Annotated in this window: 20 protein-coding genes and 1 riboswitch; of the genes, 12 read left to right on the forward strand and 8 right to left on the reverse strand. The window is 73.5% G+C overall.

What is annotated here, in order from left to right; genetic code table 11:
- Nucleotides 1-183 precede the first annotated feature (183 nt).
- The 4 genes from ACIQCH_RS24920 (at nt 184) to ACIQCH_RS24935 (ending at nt 5,854) form a co-directional block, all read left to right on the forward strand.
- Nucleotides 184-1,179: a polyphosphate kinase 2 family protein gene (locus tag ACIQCH_RS24920; RefSeq protein ID WP_402584309.1), complete on the forward strand. Its 996-nt coding sequence runs from the start codon at nt 184-186 to the stop codon at nt 1,177-1,179.
- 67 nt (nt 1,180-1,246) lie between these two features.
- The gene (locus ACIQCH_RS24925; RefSeq protein WP_402584310.1) at nt 1,247-3,979 is read left to right on the forward strand and encodes a cation-translocating P-type ATPase; all 2,733 of its coding nucleotides are present in this window, start codon (nt 1,247-1,249) and stop codon (nt 3,977-3,979) included.
- Between the two features lie 211 nt (nt 3,980-4,190).
- Nucleotides 4,191-4,985, forward strand: a complete 795-nt coding sequence (locus ACIQCH_RS24930; RefSeq protein WP_402584312.1) for a pentapeptide repeat-containing protein — start codon at nt 4,191-4,193, stop codon at nt 4,983-4,985.
- A 146-nt stretch (nt 4,986-5,131) separates the two neighbouring features.
- The gene (locus ACIQCH_RS24935) at nt 5,132-5,854 is read left to right on the forward strand and encodes a polysaccharide deacetylase family protein (RefSeq protein WP_402584314.1); all 723 of its coding nucleotides are present in this window, start codon (nt 5,132-5,134) and stop codon (nt 5,852-5,854) included.
- Between the two features lie 64 nt (nt 5,855-5,918).
- Here ACIQCH_RS24935 and ACIQCH_RS24940 read toward each other — a convergent pair whose 3' ends face one another.
- Both ACIQCH_RS24940 and ACIQCH_RS24945 read right to left on the reverse strand, forming a co-directional pair.
- Nucleotides 5,919-6,683, reverse strand: a complete 765-nt coding sequence (locus tag ACIQCH_RS24940; protein ID WP_402584316.1) for an SDR family NAD(P)-dependent oxidoreductase — start codon at nt 6,681-6,683, stop codon at nt 5,919-5,921.
- 255 nt (nt 6,684-6,938) lie between these two features.
- On the reverse strand, nt 6,939-7,274 hold the full coding sequence (locus ACIQCH_RS24945; protein WP_402584318.1) for a YnfA family protein: 336 nt from the start codon (nt 7,272-7,274) through the stop codon (nt 6,939-6,941).
- A 268-nt stretch (nt 7,275-7,542) separates the two neighbouring features.
- On the opposite strand from ACIQCH_RS24945, the gene ACIQCH_RS24950 reads away from it, so the two are divergent.
- Nucleotides 7,543-8,025, forward strand: a complete 483-nt coding sequence (locus ACIQCH_RS24950; protein ID WP_402584320.1) for a hypothetical protein — start codon at nt 7,543-7,545, stop codon at nt 8,023-8,025.
- A 110-nt stretch (nt 8,026-8,135) separates the two neighbouring features.
- Here the strand turns inward: ACIQCH_RS24950 and ACIQCH_RS24955 are convergent, their stop codons facing one another.
- Complete coding sequence (locus ACIQCH_RS24955) at nt 8,136-8,867, reverse strand: Mut7-C RNAse domain-containing protein (RefSeq protein WP_402584322.1); 732 nt, start codon at nt 8,865-8,867, stop codon at nt 8,136-8,138.
- Between the two features lie 551 nt (nt 8,868-9,418).
- A riboswitch (guanidine-III (ykkC-III) riboswitch) is annotated at nt 9,419-9,481 on the forward strand.
- Between the two features lie 72 nt (nt 9,482-9,553).
- Between ACIQCH_RS24955 and ACIQCH_RS24960 the strand changes: the two genes are divergently transcribed.
- Complete coding sequence (locus ACIQCH_RS24960) at nt 9,554-10,000, forward strand: Ohr family peroxiredoxin (protein ID WP_402584324.1); 447 nt, start codon at nt 9,554-9,556, stop codon at nt 9,998-10,000.
- 15 nt (nt 10,001-10,015) lie between these two features.
- Here the strand turns inward: ACIQCH_RS24960 and ACIQCH_RS24965 are convergent, their stop codons facing one another.
- Nucleotides 10,016-11,272 carry an ROK family protein gene (locus ACIQCH_RS24965; protein WP_402584326.1) on the reverse strand — a complete coding sequence of 419 codons (1,257 nt, stop codon included), beginning with the start codon at nt 11,270-11,272 and terminating at the stop codon, nt 10,016-10,018.
- A 114-nt stretch (nt 11,273-11,386) separates the two neighbouring features.
- Here ACIQCH_RS24965 and ACIQCH_RS24970 point away from each other — a divergent pair, with 114 nt between their 5' ends.
- The 3 genes from ACIQCH_RS24970 to ACIQCH_RS24980 all read left to right on the forward strand — a co-directional run bounded on the left by ACIQCH_RS24970 (nt 11,387) and on the right by ACIQCH_RS24980 (nt 13,197).
- The gene (locus ACIQCH_RS24970) at nt 11,387-12,052 is read left to right on the forward strand and encodes an alpha-ketoglutarate-dependent dioxygenase AlkB family protein (RefSeq protein ID WP_402584328.1); all 666 of its coding nucleotides are present in this window, start codon (nt 11,387-11,389) and stop codon (nt 12,050-12,052) included.
- A 44-nt stretch (nt 12,053-12,096) separates the two neighbouring features.
- The gene (locus ACIQCH_RS24975; RefSeq protein WP_402584329.1) at nt 12,097-12,840 is read left to right on the forward strand and encodes a maleylpyruvate isomerase family mycothiol-dependent enzyme; all 744 of its coding nucleotides are present in this window, start codon (nt 12,097-12,099) and stop codon (nt 12,838-12,840) included.
- A gap of 84 nt (nt 12,841-12,924) precedes the next feature.
- Nucleotides 12,925-13,197 carry a DUF6332 family protein gene (locus ACIQCH_RS24980; RefSeq protein ID WP_402584331.1) on the forward strand — a complete coding sequence of 91 codons (273 nt, stop codon included), beginning with the start codon at nt 12,925-12,927 and terminating at the stop codon, nt 13,195-13,197.
- Nucleotides 13,198-13,212: 15 nt separating this feature from the next.
- Here the strand turns inward: ACIQCH_RS24980 and ACIQCH_RS24985 are convergent, their stop codons facing one another.
- Nucleotides 13,213-13,926, reverse strand: a complete 714-nt coding sequence (locus ACIQCH_RS24985; RefSeq protein WP_402584333.1) for an ADP-ribosyltransferase — start codon at nt 13,924-13,926, stop codon at nt 13,213-13,215.
- A gap of 149 nt (nt 13,927-14,075) precedes the next feature.
- Nucleotides 14,076-14,771, reverse strand: coding sequence for a TetR/AcrR family transcriptional regulator (locus ACIQCH_RS24990; RefSeq protein WP_402584335.1), 696 nt, complete (start codon nt 14,769-14,771; stop codon nt 14,076-14,078).
- A 188-nt stretch (nt 14,772-14,959) separates the two neighbouring features.
- Here ACIQCH_RS24990 and ACIQCH_RS24995 point away from each other — a divergent pair, with 188 nt between their 5' ends.
- On the forward strand, nt 14,960-15,418 hold the full coding sequence (locus ACIQCH_RS24995; protein ID WP_402584337.1) for a nitroreductase family deazaflavin-dependent oxidoreductase: 459 nt from the start codon (nt 14,960-14,962) through the stop codon (nt 15,416-15,418).
- Nucleotides 15,419-15,479: 61 nt separating this feature from the next.
- Here ACIQCH_RS24995 and ACIQCH_RS25000 read toward each other — a convergent pair whose 3' ends face one another.
- A complete protein-coding gene (locus ACIQCH_RS25000; protein ID WP_402584412.1) occupies nt 15,480-16,685 on the reverse strand; it encodes a geranylgeranyl reductase family protein in 1,206 nt (401 codons plus the stop codon).
- A 356-nt stretch (nt 16,686-17,041) separates the two neighbouring features.
- Here ACIQCH_RS25000 and ACIQCH_RS25005 point away from each other — a divergent pair, with 356 nt between their 5' ends.
- Both ACIQCH_RS25005 and ACIQCH_RS25010 read left to right on the forward strand, forming a co-directional pair.
- Nucleotides 17,042-18,406 (forward strand): dipeptidase, encoded by a 1,365-nt coding sequence (locus ACIQCH_RS25005; protein ID WP_402584339.1) that lies wholly within the window; start codon nt 17,042-17,044, stop codon nt 18,404-18,406.
- A gap of 531 nt (nt 18,407-18,937) precedes the next feature.
- Nucleotides 18,938-19,645 (forward strand): MBL fold metallo-hydrolase, encoded by a 708-nt coding sequence (locus tag ACIQCH_RS25010; protein ID WP_402584341.1) that lies wholly within the window; start codon nt 18,938-18,940, stop codon nt 19,643-19,645.
- Nucleotides 19,646-19,701: 56 nt separating this feature from the next.
- On the opposite strand, the gene ACIQCH_RS25015 is transcribed toward ACIQCH_RS25010, so the two are convergent.
- The gene (locus tag ACIQCH_RS25015) at nt 19,702-20,739 is read right to left on the reverse strand and encodes an NUDIX domain-containing protein (RefSeq protein WP_402584343.1); all 1,038 of its coding nucleotides are present in this window, start codon (nt 20,737-20,739) and stop codon (nt 19,702-19,704) included.
- Nucleotides 20,740-20,753: the final 14 nt, after the last annotated feature.

Genomic DNA, 20,753 nt, shown 5'->3' on the forward strand with positions numbered 1-20,753 from the left:
AACGGCTGACGGGCGCCCGCTCCGGCCTGAGCGGGCGATCTTGTGCGGGCGAGCCCACAATGAGCGCGAGGGTGTCCCGTCGCGTCCGCGGCGGGACCGTCCCGGTCCCCGGGCCGTCCCCGTGAGGAGCGGCGGCCCGGACGCCCCGTACTCACCCCCGGACCAGCGAGGGGCTGATAGGTGATGTCGGACGAGAGAGCCGGACGCATCGCGGACTTCATCGAGCCACTGCGGGTGGAACCGGGGTCGACGGTGCGCCTGGGGCGGGACTTCGACCCCCGCTACAAGGCGGGCCTGAAGAAGCGGGACGGGGTCGAGCTGCTGCAGACCGGGGTGTCGCTGCTGGCCGAGTACCAGGAGCGGCTGGCGGCCCAGGACAGCCACGGCGTGCTGCTCTGCCTCCAGGCGCTCGACGCCGGCGGCAAGGACGGGACGATCCGCCACGTGATGAGCGGCGTCAACCCGCAGGGCGTCCGGGTCAGCAGCTTCAAGGTGCCCTCCGCCGAGGAACTCGACCACGACTACCTGTGGCGCTACGCGCAACGACTGCCCGCGCGCGGCGAGATCGCCATCTTCAACCGCTCGCACTACGAGGAGGTCCTCGTCGTGCGCGTGCACCCCGAGAACCTCGTCCGGCAGCGGCTGCCGGAGGTCGAGGGCGGCCGGGACCTGTGGGACCGGCGCTACCGGGAGATCAACCGCTGGGAGCGGTACCTCACGGACAACGGCTTCTCAGTGGTGAAGATCTTCCTGAACCTGTCCAAGGAAGAGCAGCGCACCCGTTTCCTGAAGCGGATCGACCGGCCGGAGAAGAACTGGAAGTTCTCCGCGGCCGACGTCCGGGAGCGGCGCCGTTGGGACGACTACCAGCACGCTTTCTCCGAAATGCTGTCGGCCACGAGTACGAAGTGGGCGCCCTGGTACGTCGTGCCGGCCGACCGGAAGTGGTTCGCGCGGATCTGCGCGGCGGCGATCCTCGCGCACACCCTGATGGAGATCGATCCGCAGTACCCCGACGTCGGGGACGCGGCGCGCAAGGACCTGCTCGCCACCAAGCGGGACCTGGAGCGGGAGGCCCCGGAGGGGGCCGCCGCCGATCCGTACGAGGACCGGTCGGAGAAGGGTCGGTCGGGAAAGGGGCGGTCCGGGAAGAGGCGGTCCGGGAAAAGGCGGGGCTAGGGCTTTCGGAGTGGGGTGATCGGCCCGGGCGCTACCGCAACCGCGGCCGCGGATCGGAGGCAGGACGATGACGGTGCGTTCGGATTCCGTGGGAGAACGTCCCCCGGCCCCGGGGGACGACGGCTGGTACGCGCACACGCCCGCAGAGGTCGTGGCGGCCTTCGCCGTCGATCCGGCGGTCGGCCTCTCCGCAGGACGGGCCGCGGAGCTCCTGGCCGCGCACGGCCCGAACGCGCTGCCCGAGGAGAAGGGGCTGCCGACCTGGCGGCGGTTCCTCCGCCAGTACCGCAGCTACATGCAGATCGTGCTGGTGGCCGCGGCGGTCGTCTCGCTGCTCATCCAGGAGTGGACCACCGCGATCCTGCTGATCGTCCTGACCCTGCTCAACGCGGTCGTGGGCCTGCGCCAGGAGGGCAAGGCCGAGAGCGCGATGAACGCGCTGCAGTCGATGATGAAGGCGACGGCGCGGGTCCGCAGGGACGGCACCGAGGCCGAGATCCCCGCCGAGGGGCTCGTCGTCGGTGACGTCGTGCTCATCGCCGCCGGGGACCAGGTGGCGGCGGACGGGCGCATCATCGAGGCCAACGCCCTGCAGATCGACGAGTCGGCGCTCACCGGTGAGAGCGTTCCCGCCTCGAAGGACGTCGACGTGCTGCGGGGAGCCCGGCCGGCGCCCGGTGACCGGACGAACATGGCGTTCATGAACACGCCGGTCACCCACGGCAGCGGTGTGCTCGTCGTGACCGCGACCGGTGCCGCGACCGAGGTCGGCAAGATCTCCGGGATGCTGGCGGCCACGGAGAAGGAGGTGCCGCCGCTCACTAGGGAGCTCGACACCTTGACGCTGTGGATCACCGGCGCGGCCGGCCTGACCATGATCGTGATGTTCGTCCTGGGGCGGCAGCGCGACCAGGCGTGGGACGTGCTGTTCGTCAGCGCGGTGTCGCTGGCGATCGCCGCGATCCCCGAGGCCCTGCCGACGGTGACCCAGGCGATCCTGTCCGTGGGCAGCCTCAACCTGGCGAAGCGGAACGCCATCGTCAAGGAGTTGCCGTCGGTCGAGACGCTGGCGTTCACGTCGGCGATCAACTCGGACAAGACCGGCACCCTGACGATGAACCAGATGACCGCCGTCGAAGTCGTCAGTCCCACCGACCGGTACACCGTCTCGGGCACGGGCTACGGGCTCGAGGGGAAGGTCCACCACGCCGCGGGCTCCTCCGCCGGCATCGAGGACGCGATCCTGCCGTACGTGGTGGCCAGCGACGCGAAGCTGGTCGACGGCAAGGTGGTGGGCGATCCCACCGAGGGCGCGCTGCTGGTGCTCGCGCACAAGGCCGGGCTGGACATCGACACCACCAGGGAGGGCCTCCCCCGGCTCGCCACGCTGCCCTTCGACCCGAACTACAAGCTGATGGCCACCTTCCACTCGGCGGTCGACGCCTCCTCCGGCCGGCAGGTCGTCCGGTGTTTCGTCAAGGGCGCGGTGCCGGCGGTGGTGGCGCGGGCCGCCACCGCGCTCGCGGCGGGCGAGACCATCCCGTGGGACGCCGAACTGTCCGCGCGCGCCGAGGCGCAGACCGAGCGGATGGGCAGCGAGGGCCGCCGGGTGATGGCCGCGGCCAGCCGGGATCTGGACCCGGCGGACTTCGATCCCGAGGGCGACCTGCTCGGGTACGTGACCGAGCTGCGGATGACCAGTCTCGTCGGCATGGTCGACCCGCCGCGGGAGGACGCGAAGACCGCCGTGGCCGGGGCGCAGGCGGGGCACATCCGGGTCCGCATGGTGACGGGTGACGACGTCACCACCGGCGCGGCGATCGCGCGGCAGCTCGGCATCCCCGGCGAGGCGATCCTCGGGGCCGACTTCGCCGCGATGAGCGAGGAGGAGCAGCTCGCCCGCATCGACGGCATCGGTGTGGTGGGGCGCGTCGCGCCGGAGCACAAGGTGCTGCTCGCGGACACGCTCAAGAAGAAGGGCGATGTCGTGGCGATGACCGGGGACGGCGTGAACGACGCCCCCGCCATCAAGGCCGCCGACATCGGCATCGCCATGGGCAGCGGCACGGACGTGGCGAAGAACGCCGGACGCATGATCCTCTCCGACGACAAGTTCGCCACCATCGTCTACGCCGTCGAGCAGGGCCGGAGGATCTACGACAACCTCACCAAGTACATCCGGTTCGTGCTCCTGCTGCTGGTCACGTTCGTCCTGACCTTCCTCGGTGCCACCGTCTTCAACATCGCCGCCGGTGAGCCCTTCACCCCGCCGCAGGTGCTGTGGATCCACTTCGTCGTCAACGCCTCGTTCGGGTTCGCGCTCGGCTTCGACCAGGAGAGCCCCGGGCTGATGCGGCGCAGGCCGCGGCCGCGCGGGGAGTCGGTGCTCACCCGGCCCGTGTTGGTGACGGTCGGGCTGGCGGGGCTGGCGATCACCGTCATGCTGCTCGGACTGATCAAGCTCGGTGAAGCCCGCTACGACAGCACGGGGACGGGCCAGTCGATCGCGTTCACCGCCTTCGCCCTGTGCCTGATCGTGGCGGCGTTCGAGTGCCGCAGCGAGACGGACTCGGTGCTGACGCCGTCCACCTTCGACAGCCGGCAGATGAACTGGGTGGCGCTGGCCCAGTTCGTGCTCGCGGTGCTGGTGACCCAGATGGACGGCTTCCGGCGCCTCCTCGGGACGACCGAGATCGACGCGCGGCAGTTCGGGTGGGCGCTGTTGGCCGCGGTGGTGCTGTTGGGGCTGTGGGAGCTGGGGAAGCTGCTGGCGCGGCGGGCGCGGGCGAGAGAGGTCTGATGGTCCCGATCGGCCCCTTGGTCGCGAGTGGCCCGGTGCGAGGTCGTCGGCGTCCGCTGCCGATTGCGGTGGCGGTGGCGGTGTGGGCGTGACCAGGGGACCCCGGAGGGCGGCACCGGCCGGCCGGCTGCGGCAGATCGGGCGGCGGAGGACGCGGGCACCGGGCGCCACGGGGCCCGGTTACGGCTCCGGCTACGGATCCCGTCAGCAGGTGTGGAAGCGAGTCGAGAAGACGGTCGCCCTGCTGGCGTCCTTGAGTGCTTTCGTTCTCGTCGGCTTCACCTGGAAATCGATCACGCAGGTGAGCACCGAGCAGGCCATCGCCCGAGAAGGACAGCTCACCGACCGGTACATGGCCGCCGTCCAACTCCTCGACAACCGTTCCGAAGAAGTGCGGATGGGCGGAATCTACGGCCTGAGTCGCATCATGCACGACTCCCGGCGCGACCAGCCCACCGTCATGCAGATCCTCTCCGCGTTCCTCCGCACCCACAACAAGAAGCTGGACCCGGTCCACTTCACATTGCCCGGCCGCGACTTCGACGCGGCACTCGCCATTCTCACGGACAAGAACAACAGGGAAGAGGGGGACGGGTTCGCCGACCTGCCCGGCATCCACCTCGAACACTTCCTTCTGAAGGAGGCGAGCCTGCGCCGAGCGAACCTGTCCGGCGCTCACCTGGCTGGCGTGGTGCTGCGCGACGCTGATCTTTCCGGCGCGCGCCTGGGTGGTGCCGACCTGTCCAGCGCCTTCCTGACCAGGGCGAATCTGACCTCCGCGAATCTGGGAAGTGCGGAGCTGGCCGGCGCGCAGCTGAGCGGCGCGAATCTGTGGTGCGCGAACTTGCGATACGCCGACCTGGAGGGCGCCGAAGTGGAGAAGGGCCAACTCATGTCGGCTGTGATCGACGTGACGACGATCCTGCCCCGGAAGCTGGCGGGCGATCCTCAGCTGAAGGAGAAGGCGGCCTCGCGGGTCGTGCCGAAGGGTTGCGAGCCGTCGTGAGCTCACGAGTAGGTCCGTGCGGAGGCCGGTGGGGTGGGGTTGGGGTTCGGTGAGGCAGGGCTGGCAGAGGCAGGGCTGGGGGCTGCAACTTTCCTTTGGTGTAAGGGTATTGACCGCACCCGATGGTCTAGACCAAGGTGTGCGGCATGTGGAGATCTCGGGTTGTCGTGGGTCTGCTCGCGGTGGTGGGGTTGAGCCTCGGGTCGGTCGGGTCGGCCGGTGCGCGGCCGGCCGGGCTGCCGCCGGTGGTGTCGCACGTGCCGACCTCGGACAAGGTCGTGTTCATCACGATCGACGACGGCTGGTACCACGATCCGGAGGTGGCGCGGACGCTGGTCGAGGGGCGGGTGCCGGCATCGCTGTTCCTGTTGCCGGGGGCCTTCTCGTACGACGCCGGCTACTTCACGGGCCTGGTGGACGAGGGGCGGGTGCGGGTGGAGAACCACACCGTGAACCACCCGGACCTGACGGCCCTGGACGCGGCCGGGAAGGACGCCGAGCTGTGCGGGGCGGAGGAGCGGGTGGCGGCGGCCTTCGGGCGGTCGCCGAAGCTGGTGCGGCCGCCGTACGGGGCGTACGACGACGCCGTGCGGCTGGCGGCGAAGGCGTGCGGGGCGAAGGCCCTGGTGACGTGGACGTACGACTTCACGACCTGGGGGGACACCCCGCCCGCGACGCCGGCGCTGCGGTCCGGTGACATCGTGCTGCTGCACTTCACGCCCGGGCTCGGGGCGGACCTGCGGCGGGCGCTGGACGCGGCGAGGGCCGCGGGGCTGAAGCCCGCGGCCCTCATGCCGTACCTGAGGTCTTCTGGGGTGCTGTCCTCCGGGGCGCTGCCTGCGCGAGCCTCCGGGGCGCTGACCTCCTGAGCCTCGGGGGTCCGCCCTGTGGGGCCGTTGCCCGTGGGGTGCGCGGCGCTGACGCCTGTGGCGGTCAGAGCTCGCGGTGGACCTTCGTGTTCGAGGCCTGGGCGCGGGGGCGGACCACCAGGAGGTCGATGTTGACGTGGGAGGGGCGGGTGACGGCCCAGGTGATCGTGTCGGCGACGTCGTCGGCGCTCAGGGGCTCCGCCACTCCCGCGTACACCTTGGCGGCCTTCTCGGCGTCGCCGCGGAAGCGGGTGGTGGCGAACTCCTCGGTCCGGACCATGCCGGGGGCGACCTCGATGACGCGGACGGGCTGGCCGACGATCTCCAGGCGCAGGGTCTCGGCCAGGACGCGGGCGCCGTTCTTCGCGGCCACGTAGCCGGCGCCGCCCTCGTAGGTGGCGTGGCCGGCGGTGGAGGACAGCACGACCACCGTGCCGTCGCCGGAGGCGACCAGGGCGGGCAGCAGGGCCTGGGTCACGTGCAGCGTGCCGATGACGTTGACCTCGTACATCGTGCGCCAGTCGGCGGGGTCGCCGGTGGCGACGGGGTCGGCGCCGAGGGCGCCGCCGGCGTTGTTGACGAGTACGTCGACGGAGGGGTACCGGTCGAGGGAGGCCGCGAAGGCGTCGACGGCGGCGCGGTCGGTGACGTCGAGGGCGTGGGCGGTGGCCTGCTGCCCGGCGGCGGTGAGCTCGGCGGCGAGGGCCTCGATGCGGTCCTTGCGCCGGGCGGTGAGGACGACGTGGTACCCGGCGGCGGCGAGCTGCCGGGCGGTGGCGGCGCCGATTCCGCTGCTGGCTCCGGTGACGACGGCCGTGCGGGTGGTCATGCGTACTCCTCGGTGGGTGCTTCGCGTGCTGCGCTCGGTCACGTGGGTTCGCGGTTCGCGGTTCGCGCGTCCGCGCGTCCGCGGGTTCGCGGGCTCGCGGGTTCGCGGGTTCGCTCGGTCACGTGGTCGAAGGTCCGTGTGCCGCCAGCATAGGCGGGGGCGGGTGGGCGGGGTGGGCTGGCTGGGTGGGTGGGTGTGGGGCGGCTCGGTGCGGGTGCGGGTGCCGGTGCCGCGGGTGTGGTGCGGGTGGGGGTTTCAGCGGCCGCGTGGTGCGTACATGATCACTGCCATGCCGGCCAGGCAGACCAGGGCGCCCGTGACGTCCCAGCGGTCGGGGCGGTAGCCGTCGGCCACTGCGCCCCAGGCGAGCGAGCCGGCGACGAAGACGCCGCCGTAGGCGGCGAGGACGCGGCCGAAGTCGCCGGCGGGCTGGAGGGTGGCGACGAAGCCGTAGAGGCCGAGGGCGACGACGCCGGAGCCGATCCAGAGCCAGCCCTTGTGCTCGCGCACGCCTTGCCAGACGAGCCAGGCGCCGCCGATCTCGAGGACGGCGGCGAGGAGGAAGAGGGCGGCGGAGCGGGCGATCAGCATGGGCGCCAGCTTGCCATCGGCGGTGGGGCGGCTGTGGTGGGTGGATGGGTGCGTGGGTGGTGGGTGGGTTTTGGGTGGGCAGGGGTGGGTGGGTTGTCGTGGGTGCGGTGGGTGCGGTGGGTGTGGTCGTGGCGGGTGGGGGAGCGGCGCGTCCACGAAAGAGTGGTAATCCGATGAGTGGATCTTCGGCTTGCTTATCGTGCGGGGCATGCGTACTGGGCGTACCGCGCGTGCCGGGTCGGTAGGGCGTGCCGCGCGAGGTGTGGTGGTGGCCGCGGCGTTGTCCGCGGTCGTGGCGGGGGTGTGCTCGGCCGGTACGGCCGTCGCGACCCCGCGTGCGGGCAGCGGCGGCGGCGAGCCGGTGATGCCCGAGGCGGACGTGGCGTACCACGGGCAGGTGTCGCTGGCCGCGGGCCGGCTGGGCATCTGGCTGGTGCCCGAGAACCACGGACCGGCGGCGCTCCCGAACGCGACGGTGCGGCTGCGCCTGTCGGTGGACCTGGCGGAGCGGCAGCGCCTGGCGGAAGGGTGCGCCCGGGTCGAGGCGCGGGTGGTGGTCTGCGAGACGGGCTCGCTGCCGGTGCAGGGCAGCGGCCGGCACATCGGTCTGGTGCTCCTGCTGAAGGAGCGGCCGGCCGAGGCCGTCGTGCGGATCGACACCTGGTGGAACGGCGGGGCGACGGACACGGAGCTGGAGAACAACGAGCACGCGGTGCTGGCGCTGGACACCGGGGACACGTACGCCTTCTGAGGCGCGTGGGTTGGGTTGGGTTGGGTTCGGTTGGGTTGGGATGCGGTGGGGTGTGGTGGGTGGGCTCCGTGGCCTCGATGAGGTGAGTGCGTGGTGTGCGGGCCGTACGTTCAGGCCGCGTTGCCGAACTCGTCCAGGGCGTCGGTGACGATCCGCTCCAGGCTCGCGTGGTGCGCGCCGCGCCAGTAGACGCGCTCGCAGTCGGCGCACTGGGCGAAGACGTCGTACGTCCGCTGCGTGCCGTGTTCGACGCGGTCGACGACGGCGTCCTTCGCGGCGGGCCGCAGCGTGCCGTTGCAGGCCGTGCAGCGGGTCCAGGGCGCGAGCCGGGGCGCGAAGCGGCCGAGGACGTCGCGCAGTTGCTCGTCCGGCCGGTCGCTGTAGATGTACGCGCCCGCCCAGATCTCGCGGCGGCGCAGCAGCCCGCGGTCGCGTGAGAGCAGGACGCGGCGCTCGGCGGCGGAGCGGGTGGCGAGGGCCGGGTCGCCGATGTCCTCGTTCTCGTACGCCGCGTCGACGCCGAGCAGGCGCAGCCGGCGGGCCAGCGTGCCGAGATGGACGTCGAGGAGGAAGCGGAGCGGGGCACCGGGCACGCGCTGGGGGCGTACGACGCCTTCGACCTCGACGGACTCGCCGGCGCGCGGGACGTGGGAGGCGGGGACCTCGTGGCCGTCGACGAGGAGTCGGCCGACCTCGGTGAGCGGGACGCCGGCCGATTCGACGACGTGGCCCAGGCTGGACGAGCCGTCGGTGACCGTGCGCGCCCGGGCGGCGCGGCGGTCGGGCGCCGCGAAGAGGTACAGCTCGGGGGCGAGGGTCAGGGCGATCTCCGGTCCGTTCACGTGGCCAGCATGCCACTGGGCGAGTGGGAGAGCCGAGGGGTTTTGCGGGTGGGGGGGGAGGAGGGGGCGGGGTGGTGGGTGGGTGTGGGTGGGTGGGTGGTGGGTCGGGCCGGCGGGTGCGTGGGTGCGTGTGGGTGCGTGCGTGGGTGGCTGGGGTGGTCCCCGCGCTTCGGGGTGGGTCCCGTGGTGTGTGGGTCCCCTCGGCGCTTGAGCCGGTATGGCCTGCAGGCCCTGCGGCAGGCCCACCCCGGAGGCTTCGGGGCTTCGCCCTGGCCTTCGGCCACCTCCGGCCCGGGCCTGCCTCCGGACCAGCCTGCCACGACGCCTCAAGCACCTCCCCCACACACCACGGGACCCGCCAGGCACCGCCGAGGATGCGGTGACCGGGGCGGCGGGCCCACGCGCCGCGGGACCCGCGGCACCGCCGAGGATCCGGCGGGCCGAGGTGGGGTGCGGGCTACGGCGGCGGCGTGGGGACGGCCGGGCCTCCGGGTGAGGAGCGTCACCCGCGGCGGCGGTTGCGGCGGCCGGGGGTGCTGCCTACGGTGGGCGGCGGTCTGCTCAGAGGACCCCGGACGAGATGCGCCGTACCCGGTCACGCACGACGACGCGACAGTGACCTGCGCCGTGCAGCGTCCCCGTCGTCCCGTGCGGGCGGCGGTCCCCGTCGAGCAGAGGACCCCATCGTGGTCGTGCCCCTCACCCGCACCCTGTACAGCACCACCGCCCACGCGAGCGGCGGCCGGACCGGGACGGTCGTCACGGACGACGGCCGGCTCGACCTGCGGCTGGCGCCCCCGCGCAAGAAGGCGCCGGAGTCGACGAATCCCGAGCAGCTCTTCGCCGCCGGGTTCGCCGCGTGCTTCACGTCCGCCCTGGCCGAGGTGGCCGGCGAGTTCGGTGTCGACGCCGCCGCCGCGCGGGTCGCCTGCCAGGTGGAGCTCGGGACGACCGACACCGCCGCCGGGTACGGGCTCGCGGTCACCATGACGGTCTCGCTGCCTGGCTGGCGGGGCGAGGACCTGCTGCCCCTGCTGCACCGGGCGGACGCGGTCTGCCCGTACTCCCAGGCCGTCAAGGGCAACGTTCCGCTGACCCTGCGGGCCGAGGACGCGGTCCCGGCCGAGGGCTGACCGGCGTACCGCCGGTCAGTGGCCGGCCGCCACCGCTCCCTGGCCCAGCAGGAGCGGGTCGTCGAGGACCGGCTGCCAGGCCAGCTCTGCGGCGCCGACCAGGCTGTTGTGGTCGAGGGTGCAGGGCAGGATCGGTACGCCCCCGCTGCGCCCCCACAGGCTGCGGTCGGCGACCACCGCCCGCAGCCGCTCGGGGGCGGCGTTCAGCAGCTCGCGGTGCAGGCCGCCGAGGATGATCCGGTCGGGGTTGAGGATGTTGACCAGCCCCGCCAGGCCGAGGCCGAGGCGGTCCACGAGCTCCTCGGTCGCGTGCCGCACGGCCGGGTCGGCGGGCTCCGCGCGCAGCAGGTCGCGGGCCTGGTCCAGCAGCGAGACCTCGGGGCCGGGGGTGCGGCCCGCGGCCTGGAGGAACGCGAGCGGATCGGCCTCCACGTCGAGGCAGCCGCGGCCGCCGCAGTGGCAGGCCCGGCCGTCGGGGTTGACGGTCAGGTGGCCGACCTCCAGGGCGAGTCCGGAACTTCCGGAGTGCAGGCGGCCGTCGAGTACGAGCGCGCCGCCGACGCCGCGGTGGCCGGTGGCCACGCACAGGAGGTGCTGGGCGCTGCGGCCGGCGCCGTGGCGGTGCTCGGCGAGGGCGGCCAGGTTCACGTCGTTGCCGGTGAAGGCGGGTCCGTCGATGCCGGCGGCGCGGACGCGTTCGGTGAAGATCTCGCGTACCGGGGCGCCGGCCGGCCAGGCGAGGTGCAGCGGGTTGAGGGCCGTGCCGTCGGGCTCGGCGACGGCGGACGGGACGGCCAGGCCGGCGCCCACGCAGCGGCGGCCGCTCTTGGCGAGCAGGGCCGCGCCGGCGTCGACCACCTCGCCGAGCACCTGCGCCGGGTCGGCGGAGACGGTCACGCACCCGGGCGTGGTGTCGACGATCCGGCCGCCGAGGCCGACCAGGGCGGCGCGGAAGCCGTCGGGGTGGACCTGCGCGGCGAGGGCGACGGGGCCGTTCTCGTCGACCGCGAGCCGGTGCGAGGGCCGGCCCTGGGAGCCGCCGGCGACACCGGGGCGGGAGTCGACGCGGATCAGGCCGAGGGCCTCCAGCTCGGCGGCCACGGCGCCGGCCGTGGCGCGGGTGACCCCGAGCTCGGCCGTGAGCACGGCACGGGTGGGGGCGCGTCCGGTGTGGACGAGTTCAAGGGCCGGACCCAGTGCCCCGCGCCCCCTCTCGAGCTTGGTGCGCGTGGACAGGTCCGCTGCTCGCCTCGGGGCCGCTTCGCCGTTCATGAAGCCGATCCTCGCATGATCCACGGTGTGGCCCGTATCCGCTCCTGCTGTCGGTGGCCCGTACTACGGTCGGAGCAGTACGCCCCCTACCGTCGGGGGTGGGAGGTGGATGCAATGACCGGGCTGTTCCCGAGACCGCGGCCGGTGCTCGCGGCGGGTGCGGTGCACGTGCCGGGCTGGCTGCCGGGCGAGCGGCAGCGGGAGCTGGTGGCGGCCTGCCGGGAGTGGGCGCGCGGGCCGGTGCCGATCCGGCACACGCGGCTGCCCGGGGGCGGGGTGATGTCCGCGCAGACGGTGTGCCTGGGCTGGCACTGGCTGCCGTACCGGTACTCGCGCACGGCGGACGACGTGAACGGCGCGCGGGTGGCGCCCTTCCCCGACTGGCTGGCGGAGCTGGGGCGGGAGGCGCTGCGGGAGGCGTACGGGGACCCGGCGGCCGGCGACGGGTACGAGCCGGACACCGCGCTGGTCAACTTCTACGACGGCGACGCGCGCATGGGGATGCACCAGGACAAGGACGAGCGGTCGGGTGCGCCGGTGGTGTCGCTGAGCATCGGCGACACGTGCGTGTTCCGCTTCGGGAACCCGGAGGACCGGGGCCGGCCCTACACGGACGTGGAGCTGGAGTCCGGGGACCTGTTCGTCTTCGGGGGGCCCTCGCGGTTCGCGTACCACGGGGTGGTGAAGGTGCTTCCGGGGACGGGCGATCCGGAGGTGACGGGGCTGGCGTCGGGTCGGATCAACCTCACGCTGCGGATGACGGGGCTCCAGGACGGCTGACGGCGGCGGGGCGCCGCCCCGGCGCCGGATGGCACACTCGCCCCATGGAGACCATGGACTACCTCAAGACGCTTGACGAGCAGGGTCGTTCGCTCGCGGACACGGCCGAGCGGGCGGGCCTCGACGCCCCGGTGCCCACCTGTCCCGGCTGGCGTGTCACCGACCTGTTGCGGCACACGGGCGCGGTCCACCGGTGGGCCGCGCGGGTGGTCGGGGAGCCGCTGCGGGAGGGGGTCCCGCTGGGCGCGGGCCCGGAGCTGGTCGGGGCGGAGCTGCTGGCGTGGTTCCGCGAGGGGCATGCGGCGCTGGTGGAGACGCTGGAGGCGGCTCCGGCGGACCTGGAGTGCTTCACCTTCCTGCCCGGCGTGACCTCGCCGCGGACGTTCTGGGCGCGGCGCCAGGCGCACGAGACGACCGTGCACCGGGTGGACGCGGAGTCGGCGCTGGGCGGCGGGTTCTCGGCGGTGGCGCCGGAGTTCGCCGAGGACGGGGTGGACGAGCTCCTGCGCGGGTTCCTCCTCCGGCCGCGGACCACCGTGCGGACGGACCGCGACGCGGAGCGGGTGATGCGGGTGCGGGCCACGGACACCGGCGCGGTGTGGACGGCCCGCGTCTCGCGGGAGCCGCTGGTGGTGGTGCGTACGGACGAGGGTCCGGCGGACTGCGAGGTGAGCGCCCCCGCGCAGTGGCTGTACGAGGCGCTCTGGAACCGTCGCCCGCTGGCGGGCCCCGCCGTCTCGGGCGATCTGGAACTGGCGCGGCTGTGGTCGGAGCAGGCGCGTATCTGACCGCGGGGCGGCCGTACCCTCCGGAAGACACGCGCGGGGCGCCCGGTGTTGGCGCGGCGCGGGGCGGCTTGTGAGACTGCCGGTATGGCACCGAGGTCACGCAAGGCGATACAGGTCCGGCGCACGCAGGCGGACCGCGACGCGGTCACGGTGGAGATCGGCTACGCGTTCCTCAGCGCGGGCCTCGCCGCCGCCCTGGTCTTCGGGGCGGTGGCGGGGCCCGCACTGGCTTTCGCCCTGCCGCACGTGGTGGAGCGCGGTCTGACCGCCGCCGCCTGCGGGCTGGCGGTCGCCGTCTTCGTCCTGCGGGTCACGCACGTCCTGTGGCGCTTCGGCCGCCGTCCGGACGGGACCTGACGGACCGGAGGGCGACTACCCCGGGTAGGTGTTGCGCCAGGGCTCGTAGTACGGGTTGTCCTGGCACTGGTTCATGATCTCGATCTTCTTCTCCTTGTCGACGGGGCAGACGCCGACGATGAAGCGGCGCTCGATGCCGCCGGGGAAGGCGACCTCGACCTGGGACGCCCACTTGTGCGTGTCACCGATGGTCAGGTTGACGTCGACGCCGCCCGGGGCGTCGACGTAGTAGTTCCAACCGCTCTTCCACCAGGTCTTGTAGAGGTCGTGGTCGTACGTCGTGGAGACGTACGGGGAGGGCTGGTTGACCAGGACGTACTGCTCGATGTCGTACTGGCCGGTGAGTACGTCCTTCGGGGCGAAGCCCTGCGCGAAGACCGTCTCCGGCGGGCGGCTGTCCGAGCGGTAGAGCTGCTTGCAGTTGATGCGCCAGGACGGCGAGGGCGTGATGCGGTCGAGGTCGACGCGCTTGTCGAGGGCGGGGTAGAGGTGGTCCGCGACGCGCGGGCAGGAGTTGGCGGGTGCCGCGGCGAGCGCGGGCGCGGCGGCGCGGGACCCGAACGTCGCCGCGGCCGCCCGAGCGGCGGCCGCGGAGGTGGCGGAGACCGGGGCGGAGCGGGTGGTGGGGGCCGTGGGCGCCTGCTCCGCGGCGGCGGCCGGCGGGACCAGGGCGGCCGCGAGGGCGAGGGCGAGGGCGGCGCAGGGCCGCCGGAGGGCGGTGGTGATCATGGCGGTCACCCTGGTGCCGCGCCGCTCCCGACCCGCGCACCGTCACCCGAAGGTGAGCGTGTTCCCGCCCCGCCTCGACGCGCACGGGTGCGCCCCCTCATCGGGAGAGCGCCACACGGGAGGGAGCCACCCCGTGTCGCGGGGGCGCGTCAGTCCGCCGGGCGGAGGCCCACGGAGTGGGCGAGCCGGCCCGCGGAGTGGCGGAAGAAGGCGTCCCGCTCCTCCACCACGCGGTTGAACTGGCCGAACACCTCGAAGCAGATGAGGCCGAACAGCTGCGCCCATGCCGCGACCAGCGCGGTGACGGCTTCGAGCGGCAGGTCCTGGGCGAAGTCGGCGGCCATCCGGGCGGCCTCGGGCCGCAGTTCGTCCCCGAGGGGCGGCAGGTCGAGGCGGCCGGCGTCGTGGGCCTCGCGGACGAAGCCGATCAGGACGTTCCCGACCCGGGCCGCGGGGACGACGGTGTCCTGCGGCGCGGCGTAACCGGGTACGGGCGAGCCGTAGATGAGCGCGTACTCGTGCGGGTGGGCGAGCGCCCAGGCGCGGACGGCGACGCAGACCTCGGTCCACCGCTCGTACGGCGGCGCGGCGGCGGCTCCGGCGGCGGCCGCCTCGGCCGCGGCGCCGACCGCGTCGTAGGCGTCCACGATCAGTGAGGTCAGCAGGTCGTCGCGGCTGGGGAAGTAGCGGTAGAGCGCCGAGGACACCATCCCGAGTTCGCGGGCGACGGCGCGCAGGGACAGTTTCGCCGCGCCTTCGGCGGCGAGCTGCTTGCGCGCCTCCTGCTTGATGGCGGCGGTGACCTCGATCCGGGCCCGCTCACGGGCTCCACGCACGGTGCTCATGGGGGGAGTGTGCCACGCCTGGAGAGCGCCGATCAATGATCGGAGCAGTGCACACAACAGCGAGCACCGATCACATCACAAGGAGAGCACCGCACACTCACGAGAGCAGTGCTCTTGCTTTGCTGTGACGACGGGTGCACACTGATCTCAAGCGAGAGCACCGCTCTCCAAAACGTCCGGAGGCCATCATGAGCGCGTCGCAGAGCCCGTACTACGTCCCCGCCCAGGGCATGGACGCCCGCCTGAACCGCTTCATCGGCAAGCTCGCCCGCCTCGGGATCAGCCTGGCCGGCACGACCGAGCTCTCGGTCCGCGGCCGGGTCTCGGGCCAGATGCAGCGCATCCCGGTCAACCTCCACAAGCACGACGGCGTCCCGTACCTGGTCTCCGCCCGCGGCCACTCGCAGTGGGTCCGCAACATGCGCGTGGCCGGTGGCGGCGAACTGCGCGTGGGGCGCAAGGTGCGGACGTTCACCGCGGTCGAGATCCCGGAGGCCGAGCGGCCGGCCGTGCTGCGCTCCTACCTCAAGCGGTGGGGGTGGGAGGTCAACCGGTTCTTCAAGGGCGTCACCGCCGACTCCTCCGAGGCGGAGCTGCTGGCGGCCGCCGAGGACCACCCGGTCTTCCGCATCACCGTCGCCGGGTGACGGCCGCCACCCGGCGCCGGACCGCACGAGGGCGGGCCCGGCGCCGAGCGGCCGGTGCGCGTCAGGAGTCCGGACGGTCCGCCGACTGGCGCCGGTCCAGGCCGTGCAGCGCGCGACTCGCCAACGGGTTCGTCCGCACCAGCTCGCCCAACGAGGTCGAACCGCGCGTGATCCGGGCGAAGGCGCGCCAGGCGGGCCGGAAACCGGTGATCACCGCGTGCAGCAGCCCCGGCCGGGACTCGAACAGCGTGAGCATCCGGCGGCCCACCGCCATCTCCACGCCCAGCCCCGCCTTGATGGCGAAGGCGTAGTTCAGGGCCTGTCGGCGGGTGTCCACGGCATCCTGCGCCTCCGCGATCCGCACGGCCCACTCCCCCGCCAGCCGGCCCGAGCGGAGTGCGAAGGAGATGCCCTCGCGGGTCCACGGCTCCAGCAGGCCCGCCGCGTCGCCGCACACCAGCACCCGGCCCCGAGACAGCGGCGAATCGTCGGCCCGGCAGCGCGTCAGGTGGCCGGAGGAGACCGCGGGCTCGAAACCGGCCAGGCCCAGCCGGCCGATGAAGTCCTCCAGGTACCGCTTGGTGGCGGCCCCCTCGCCCTTCGCCGAGATCACGCCCACGGTGAGGGTGTCCCCCTTGGGGAAGACCCAGCCGTAACTGCCCGGCAGCGGACCCCAGTCGATGAGCACCCGGCCCTTCCAGTCCTCCGCGACGGTGGGCGGCACCGGGATCTCGGCCTCCAGGCCGAGGTCGACCTGCGCCATCTTGACGCCCACGTGCGCCCCGATCCGGCTGGCGCTGCCGTCGGCCCCCACCACCGCGCGGGCCAGGACGGTCTCGCCGTCCGCGAGGACCACGGCGACCGTGCGCCGGTCCGGGACCGCGGGCCCGTGCTGCTCGACCCGGGCGACCTGGGCGCCCGTACGCACCTGGGCACCGGCCTTCTCGGCCGCGGCGACCAGCTGTGCGTCGAACTCCGGGCGGTTGATGAGCCCGAAGAGCATGTGCCGGGAGCGGCGGGTGCGGCCGAACCTGCCGTTCAGGGTGAACGTGACCGCGTTGACGCGGTCCTTGAACGGCAGCACGAACCCCGGCGGCAGGGTGTCGCGCGAAGGCCCGATGATGCCGCCGCCACAGGTCTTGTAGCGCGGCAGCTCCGCCTTCTCCAGCAGCAGGACCCGACGGCCGGCGGCCGCCGCGGCGTGCGCGGCCGAAGCGCCGGCCGGGCCCGCCCCGACCACGACGACGTCCCAGACCTCCTGGCGGATCTCCTGGGCGTCCGCACCGTCCGCGCCGTCGACACCCTCCCCGACGTCCTGAGCGTCCCCGACCCCCTGAGCGTCCGCGCCGTCCCGGGCCTCGCCGACGGCGTCCGGTTCGCGGGCTCCGCCGGCCTCCTCGGCCCCGCCCCCGCCCCGCACGCCGTCCGCGCCCTCCAGGCCCTCCGCGCCGCCGTCGAATTCCCCGTGCTCGCTGCTCACGATGTGTCGCTGCTCCCGATCCTGATGTTGCTCCGGTGCCGAGCCGCATCCTACGGCGGACCCCCGACGACCCCTGTGGGAAGATCGGCGGTGCCCACCCGGCTCCCACGCAGTACAACGTCGCACCCACCAGGAGCGTGCCCATGTCGACCCATCCGATCGCCGAGACCGTCGCCTCGCTCATGCCCCGTGCCAAGACGGAGCTGACCGAACTGGTGAGGTTCCGGTCGGTCGCCGACTGGGCGCAGTTCCCCAAGAGCGAGAGCGAGGGCGCCGCGAACTGGGTGGCCGACGCGCTGCGCGCCGAGGGCTTCCAGGACGTCGCGCTGCTCGACACCCCGGACGGCACGCAGTCGGTGTACGGCTACCTGCCCGGCCCCGCGGGCGCACCGACGGTCCTGCTGTACGCGCACTACGACGTCCAGCCCCCGCTGGACGACGCCGCCTGGATCTCCCCGGCCTTCGAGCTGACCGAGCGCGACGGCCGCTGGTACGGCCGCGGCGCCGCCGACTGCAAGGGCGGGTTCATCATGCACCTGCTCGCGCTGCGCGCCCTCAAGGCCAACGGCGGCGTCCCGGTGGGCGTGAAGGTCATCGTCGAGGGCTCCGAGGAGCAGGGCACCGGCGGCCTCCAGCAGTACGCCGAGGCCCACCCCGAGCTGCTCACCTCCGACGCCATCGTCATCGGCGACGCCGGCAACTTCCGCCTGGGCCTGCCCACCGTGACGGCCACGCTGCGCGGCATGACGCTGGTCCGCGTCCAGGTCGACACCCTGGCGGGCAACCTGCACTCGGGCATGTTCGGCGGCGCCGCCCCGGACGCGCTCGCGGCCCTGATCCGCGTGCTGGACTCGCTGCGCGCCGAGGACGGCTCCACCACCGTCGACGGCCTCACCGCGGACGCCGTCTGGGAGGGCCTGCAGTACCCGGAGGGCGACTTCCGCGACGACGCCAGGGTGCTCGAGGGCGTGGACCTGATCGGCGACGGCTCGGTCTCGGACCGGCTGTGGGCCCGGCCGGCCGTGACGGTGCTGGGCATCGACTGCCCGCCGGTGGTCGGCGCCACCCCGTCGGTGCACGCCAGCGCCCGCGCGCTGATCAGCCTGCGCGTGCCGCCGGGCATGGACACCGTCGAGGCCAACAAGCACCTGATGGCGCACCTGGAGGCCAAGACGCCGTGGAACGCGCGCGTCAAGGTCGAGCAGGTCGGCTCCGGCCAGCCCTTCCAGGCCGACACCGCCAGCCCGGCGTACGCCTCCATGGCCGCCGCGATGCAGGTGGCGTACCCGGGCCAGGAGATGCAGGCCGCCGGCATGGGCGGCTCGATCCCGCTGTGCAACACCCTGCAGACGCTGTACCCCGACACCGAGATCCTGCTGATCGGCCTGAGCGAGCCGGAGGCGCAGATCCACGCCGTCAACGAGAGCGTCTCGCCGGAGGAGCTGGAGCGCCTGTCGGTCGCGGAGGCCCTGTTCCTGATCAACTACGCGGAGTCGAAGAAGGCCTGAGGCGCGTGGGCGCGGGTGCGTGAGGGGGCCGCCCCCGCGCCCCCGCACCCCGGCCCCGCCCCGGGGCGAAAGGACACGAAGCTCCGGTCAGGCCGTCCCGTGGTGTGTGGGGGAGGCGCTTGACAGGGGTGGCAGGCTGGACCGGAGGCAGGCCCGGGCCGGAGGTGGCCGAAGGCCAGGGCGAAGCCAAAGCCTCCGGGGTGGGCCTGCCGCAGGGCCTGCAGGCCGCCCCTGTCAAGCGCCGAGGGGACCCACACACCACGGGACCCGCCCCCGAAGCGAGCCCACCCCGACCCCGCCCCGCTCCACGCACCCGTCAAGCACCGACGCGCGCCCCCACTCCCGACAGGCGCCCCCACTCCCGACGCGCACCCCCACTCCCCACAGGCGCCCCCACTCCCCACAGGCGCCCGCACTCCCGACGAGCACGCCCACTCCCACCCGCAGCGCGTCCCCGACTGCGCTCTGGGCGTAGTCCGCGCCCGGCGTATTCGCGTACCCCGCCCCCAACTCCCGCCTTACGGTCGCAGCATGGATCTTGTCGAGATACTCCCGCAGCTGCACCTGCTCCGCTTCCGGATCGGCCAGGCCTACCTCTGGCGCGACGGCTCCGGCGACGCGGCCGAGCTGACGCTCGTGGACGCCGGCGACGCCGCCTCCGGGCCGGACATCGAGGCCGGCATTCGCTCCCTCGGCCTCGACCCCGCGGCTCTGCGCCGCATCGTCCTGACGCACTGCCACGGCGACCACTTCGGCGCGGCCGAGGAACTCGCGGCCCGTTACGGCGCCGAGGTGCTGGCCCACGGTCTGGACGCACCGGTCATCCGGGGACTCGCGCCGGTGCCCGCTCCGGTGCTGCTCGACTGGGAGGTCCCGCTGTACGAGCACGCGCTGACGGTGGTGCCCGAGGCGCCGCCGACCCGGGTCGACCGGGAGGTGTCGGACGGCGAGGAACTCGGCTTCGGGGACGGGGCGTACGCGGTGCACTCCCCCGGGCACACCGACGGCAGCATCGCCGTCCACCTGCCGCAGCACGGGGTGCTGTTCACCGGCGACTGCGTGGCGGGGGTCCAGCAGGTGATGCTCGGGGTGTTCAACACCGACCGGCGGCGGGCACTGGAGTCCTTCAGGCGGCTGGCCGCGCTGGAACCGGAGGTGGCCTGCTTCGGTCACGGCGACCCTGTGGTCCGGGACACGGCGGCGGCGCTGAAGGCGGCGGTGGCGGCAACGGAGGCCTGAGCCGTCCGGTCGGCGGCGCTCACCCCACCAGCGGGGCCCACTCCACCAGCGGGGCCTCACCCCACCGGCGCTCCCGCCTCCAGATTGAGCACGGTTCCCCGCTCCCGGGCCCGCAAGGCCCAGCGCAGCCGTTCGAAGCGGACCCGCGGCAGCAGTCCGGCCGCTTCCTCCTCGGTGACGAACCGCCACCCGCGCAGTTCGGCGCCGGGCAGCCGCAGGTCACGGACCCGCTCGGCGGACAGCCGCCCGCCGTCGAAGAGGAAGCGCAGTCCGCCGAAGGCGGGGTGGCGGGGCGGCTCCCAGTCCACGACCAGCAGCCGTGGCACGGTGCCGAGTTCCACCCCGACCTCCTCGGCCACCTCGCGCATGCCGGCCCGGGCCGGGGCCTCGCCCGCCTCGACGACGCCGCCGGGGAACTCCCAGCCCGGCTTGTAGGTGGGGTCGACGAGCAGCACCCGGTCCTCGTCGTCGAACAGCAGCACCCCGGACGCCACGGTCTCCCGGGTCGGCTCCGGGGTCTGCACGATGTCGCAGGGCGGGGCGCCACCGGAGCGCAGGAGTTCGACGACGGCCTCGGCGGTCTCGCGCGGGGTCAGCCGGCCGTTGTCGACGGCGTGGGCGTCGGCGCGCAGCCAGCCGTCCAGGGCCTCCCGGTACGCGGGGATGCGGTCGTACGCCCACTGGCGGACCCGTGTCTCGGCATCGGGGACGTCCGGCTCCTCGCGGTGGGCGATGCGCTCCCGCAGGATCGTTTCATCAGGGGTGAGCACGATGTGGCGCACCGGGATCCGGCGGGCGGCCAGGCCGCCGAAGATCTCGTCGCGGTACTCCTGGCGCAGCAGGGTCATCGGCACGACCAGGGTGCCGCCGAGCTCGGCCAGCATCGCTGCGGCCCCGTCGACGACCAGCCGCCGCCAGATCGCCAGGTCCTGGTAGTCCGTCACCTGCGCCACGTACTTGGGCGGGAGGAGGTGCTTGAGGACGCCGCCGACCACCTCGGGGTCGAACAGGGCGCTGTCCGGGATCAGGCCGGTCAGCTCGCGTGCGGTGCTGGTCTTCCCGGCGCTGAACGTGCCGTTGATCCAGACGATCACTTGTCCCCCTCCTG

This window comes from Streptomyces sp. NPDC093225 (assembly GCF_044753805.1).
GTDB lineage: Bacteria > Actinomycetota > Actinomycetes > Streptomycetales > Streptomycetaceae > Streptomyces.

Excerpts from the sequence above, each read along its gene's own strand:
- ACIQCH_RS24945 (WP_402584318.1), bottom strand. The coding sequence starts at position 7,274 with ATGCTGATCGCCCGCTCCGCCGCCCTCTTCCTCCTCGCCGCCGTCCTC.
- ACIQCH_RS25010 (WP_402584341.1), top strand. The coding sequence starts at position 18,938 with ATGGATCTTGTCGAGATACTCCCGCAGCTGCACCTGCTCCGCTTCCGG.
- ACIQCH_RS24935 (WP_402584314.1), top strand. The coding sequence starts at position 5,132 with ATGTGGAGATCTCGGGTTGTCGTGGGTCTGCTCGCGGTGGTGGGGTTG.
- ACIQCH_RS24920 (WP_402584309.1), top strand. The coding sequence starts at position 184 with ATGTCGGACGAGAGAGCCGGACGCATCGCGGACTTCATCGAGCCACTG.
- ACIQCH_RS24975 (WP_402584329.1), top strand. The coding sequence starts at position 12,097 with ATGGAGACCATGGACTACCTCAAGACGCTTGACGAGCAGGGTCGTTCG.
- ACIQCH_RS24970 (WP_402584328.1), top strand. The coding sequence starts at position 11,387 with ATGACCGGGCTGTTCCCGAGACCGCGGCCGGTGCTCGCGGCGGGTGCG.
- ACIQCH_RS24980 (WP_402584331.1), top strand. The coding sequence starts at position 12,925 with ATGGCACCGAGGTCACGCAAGGCGATACAGGTCCGGCGCACGCAGGCG.
- ACIQCH_RS24940 (WP_402584316.1), bottom strand. The coding sequence starts at position 6,683 with ATGACCACCCGCACGGCCGTCGTCACCGGAGCCAGCAGCGGAATCGGC.
- ACIQCH_RS24925 (WP_402584310.1), top strand. The coding sequence starts at position 1,247 with ATGACGGTGCGTTCGGATTCCGTGGGAGAACGTCCCCCGGCCCCGGGG.
- ACIQCH_RS24965 (WP_402584326.1), bottom strand. The coding sequence starts at position 11,272 with ATGAACGGCGAAGCGGCCCCGAGGCGAGCAGCGGACCTGTCCACGCGC.
- ACIQCH_RS24985 (WP_402584333.1), bottom strand. The coding sequence starts at position 13,926 with ATGATCACCACCGCCCTCCGGCGGCCCTGCGCCGCCCTCGCCCTCGCC.
- ACIQCH_RS25005 (WP_402584339.1), top strand. The coding sequence starts at position 17,042 with ATGTCGACCCATCCGATCGCCGAGACCGTCGCCTCGCTCATGCCCCGT.
- ACIQCH_RS24990 (WP_402584335.1), bottom strand. The coding sequence starts at position 14,771 with ATGAGCACCGTGCGTGGAGCCCGTGAGCGGGCCCGGATCGAGGTCACC.
- ACIQCH_RS24995 (WP_402584337.1), top strand. The coding sequence starts at position 14,960 with ATGAGCGCGTCGCAGAGCCCGTACTACGTCCCCGCCCAGGGCATGGAC.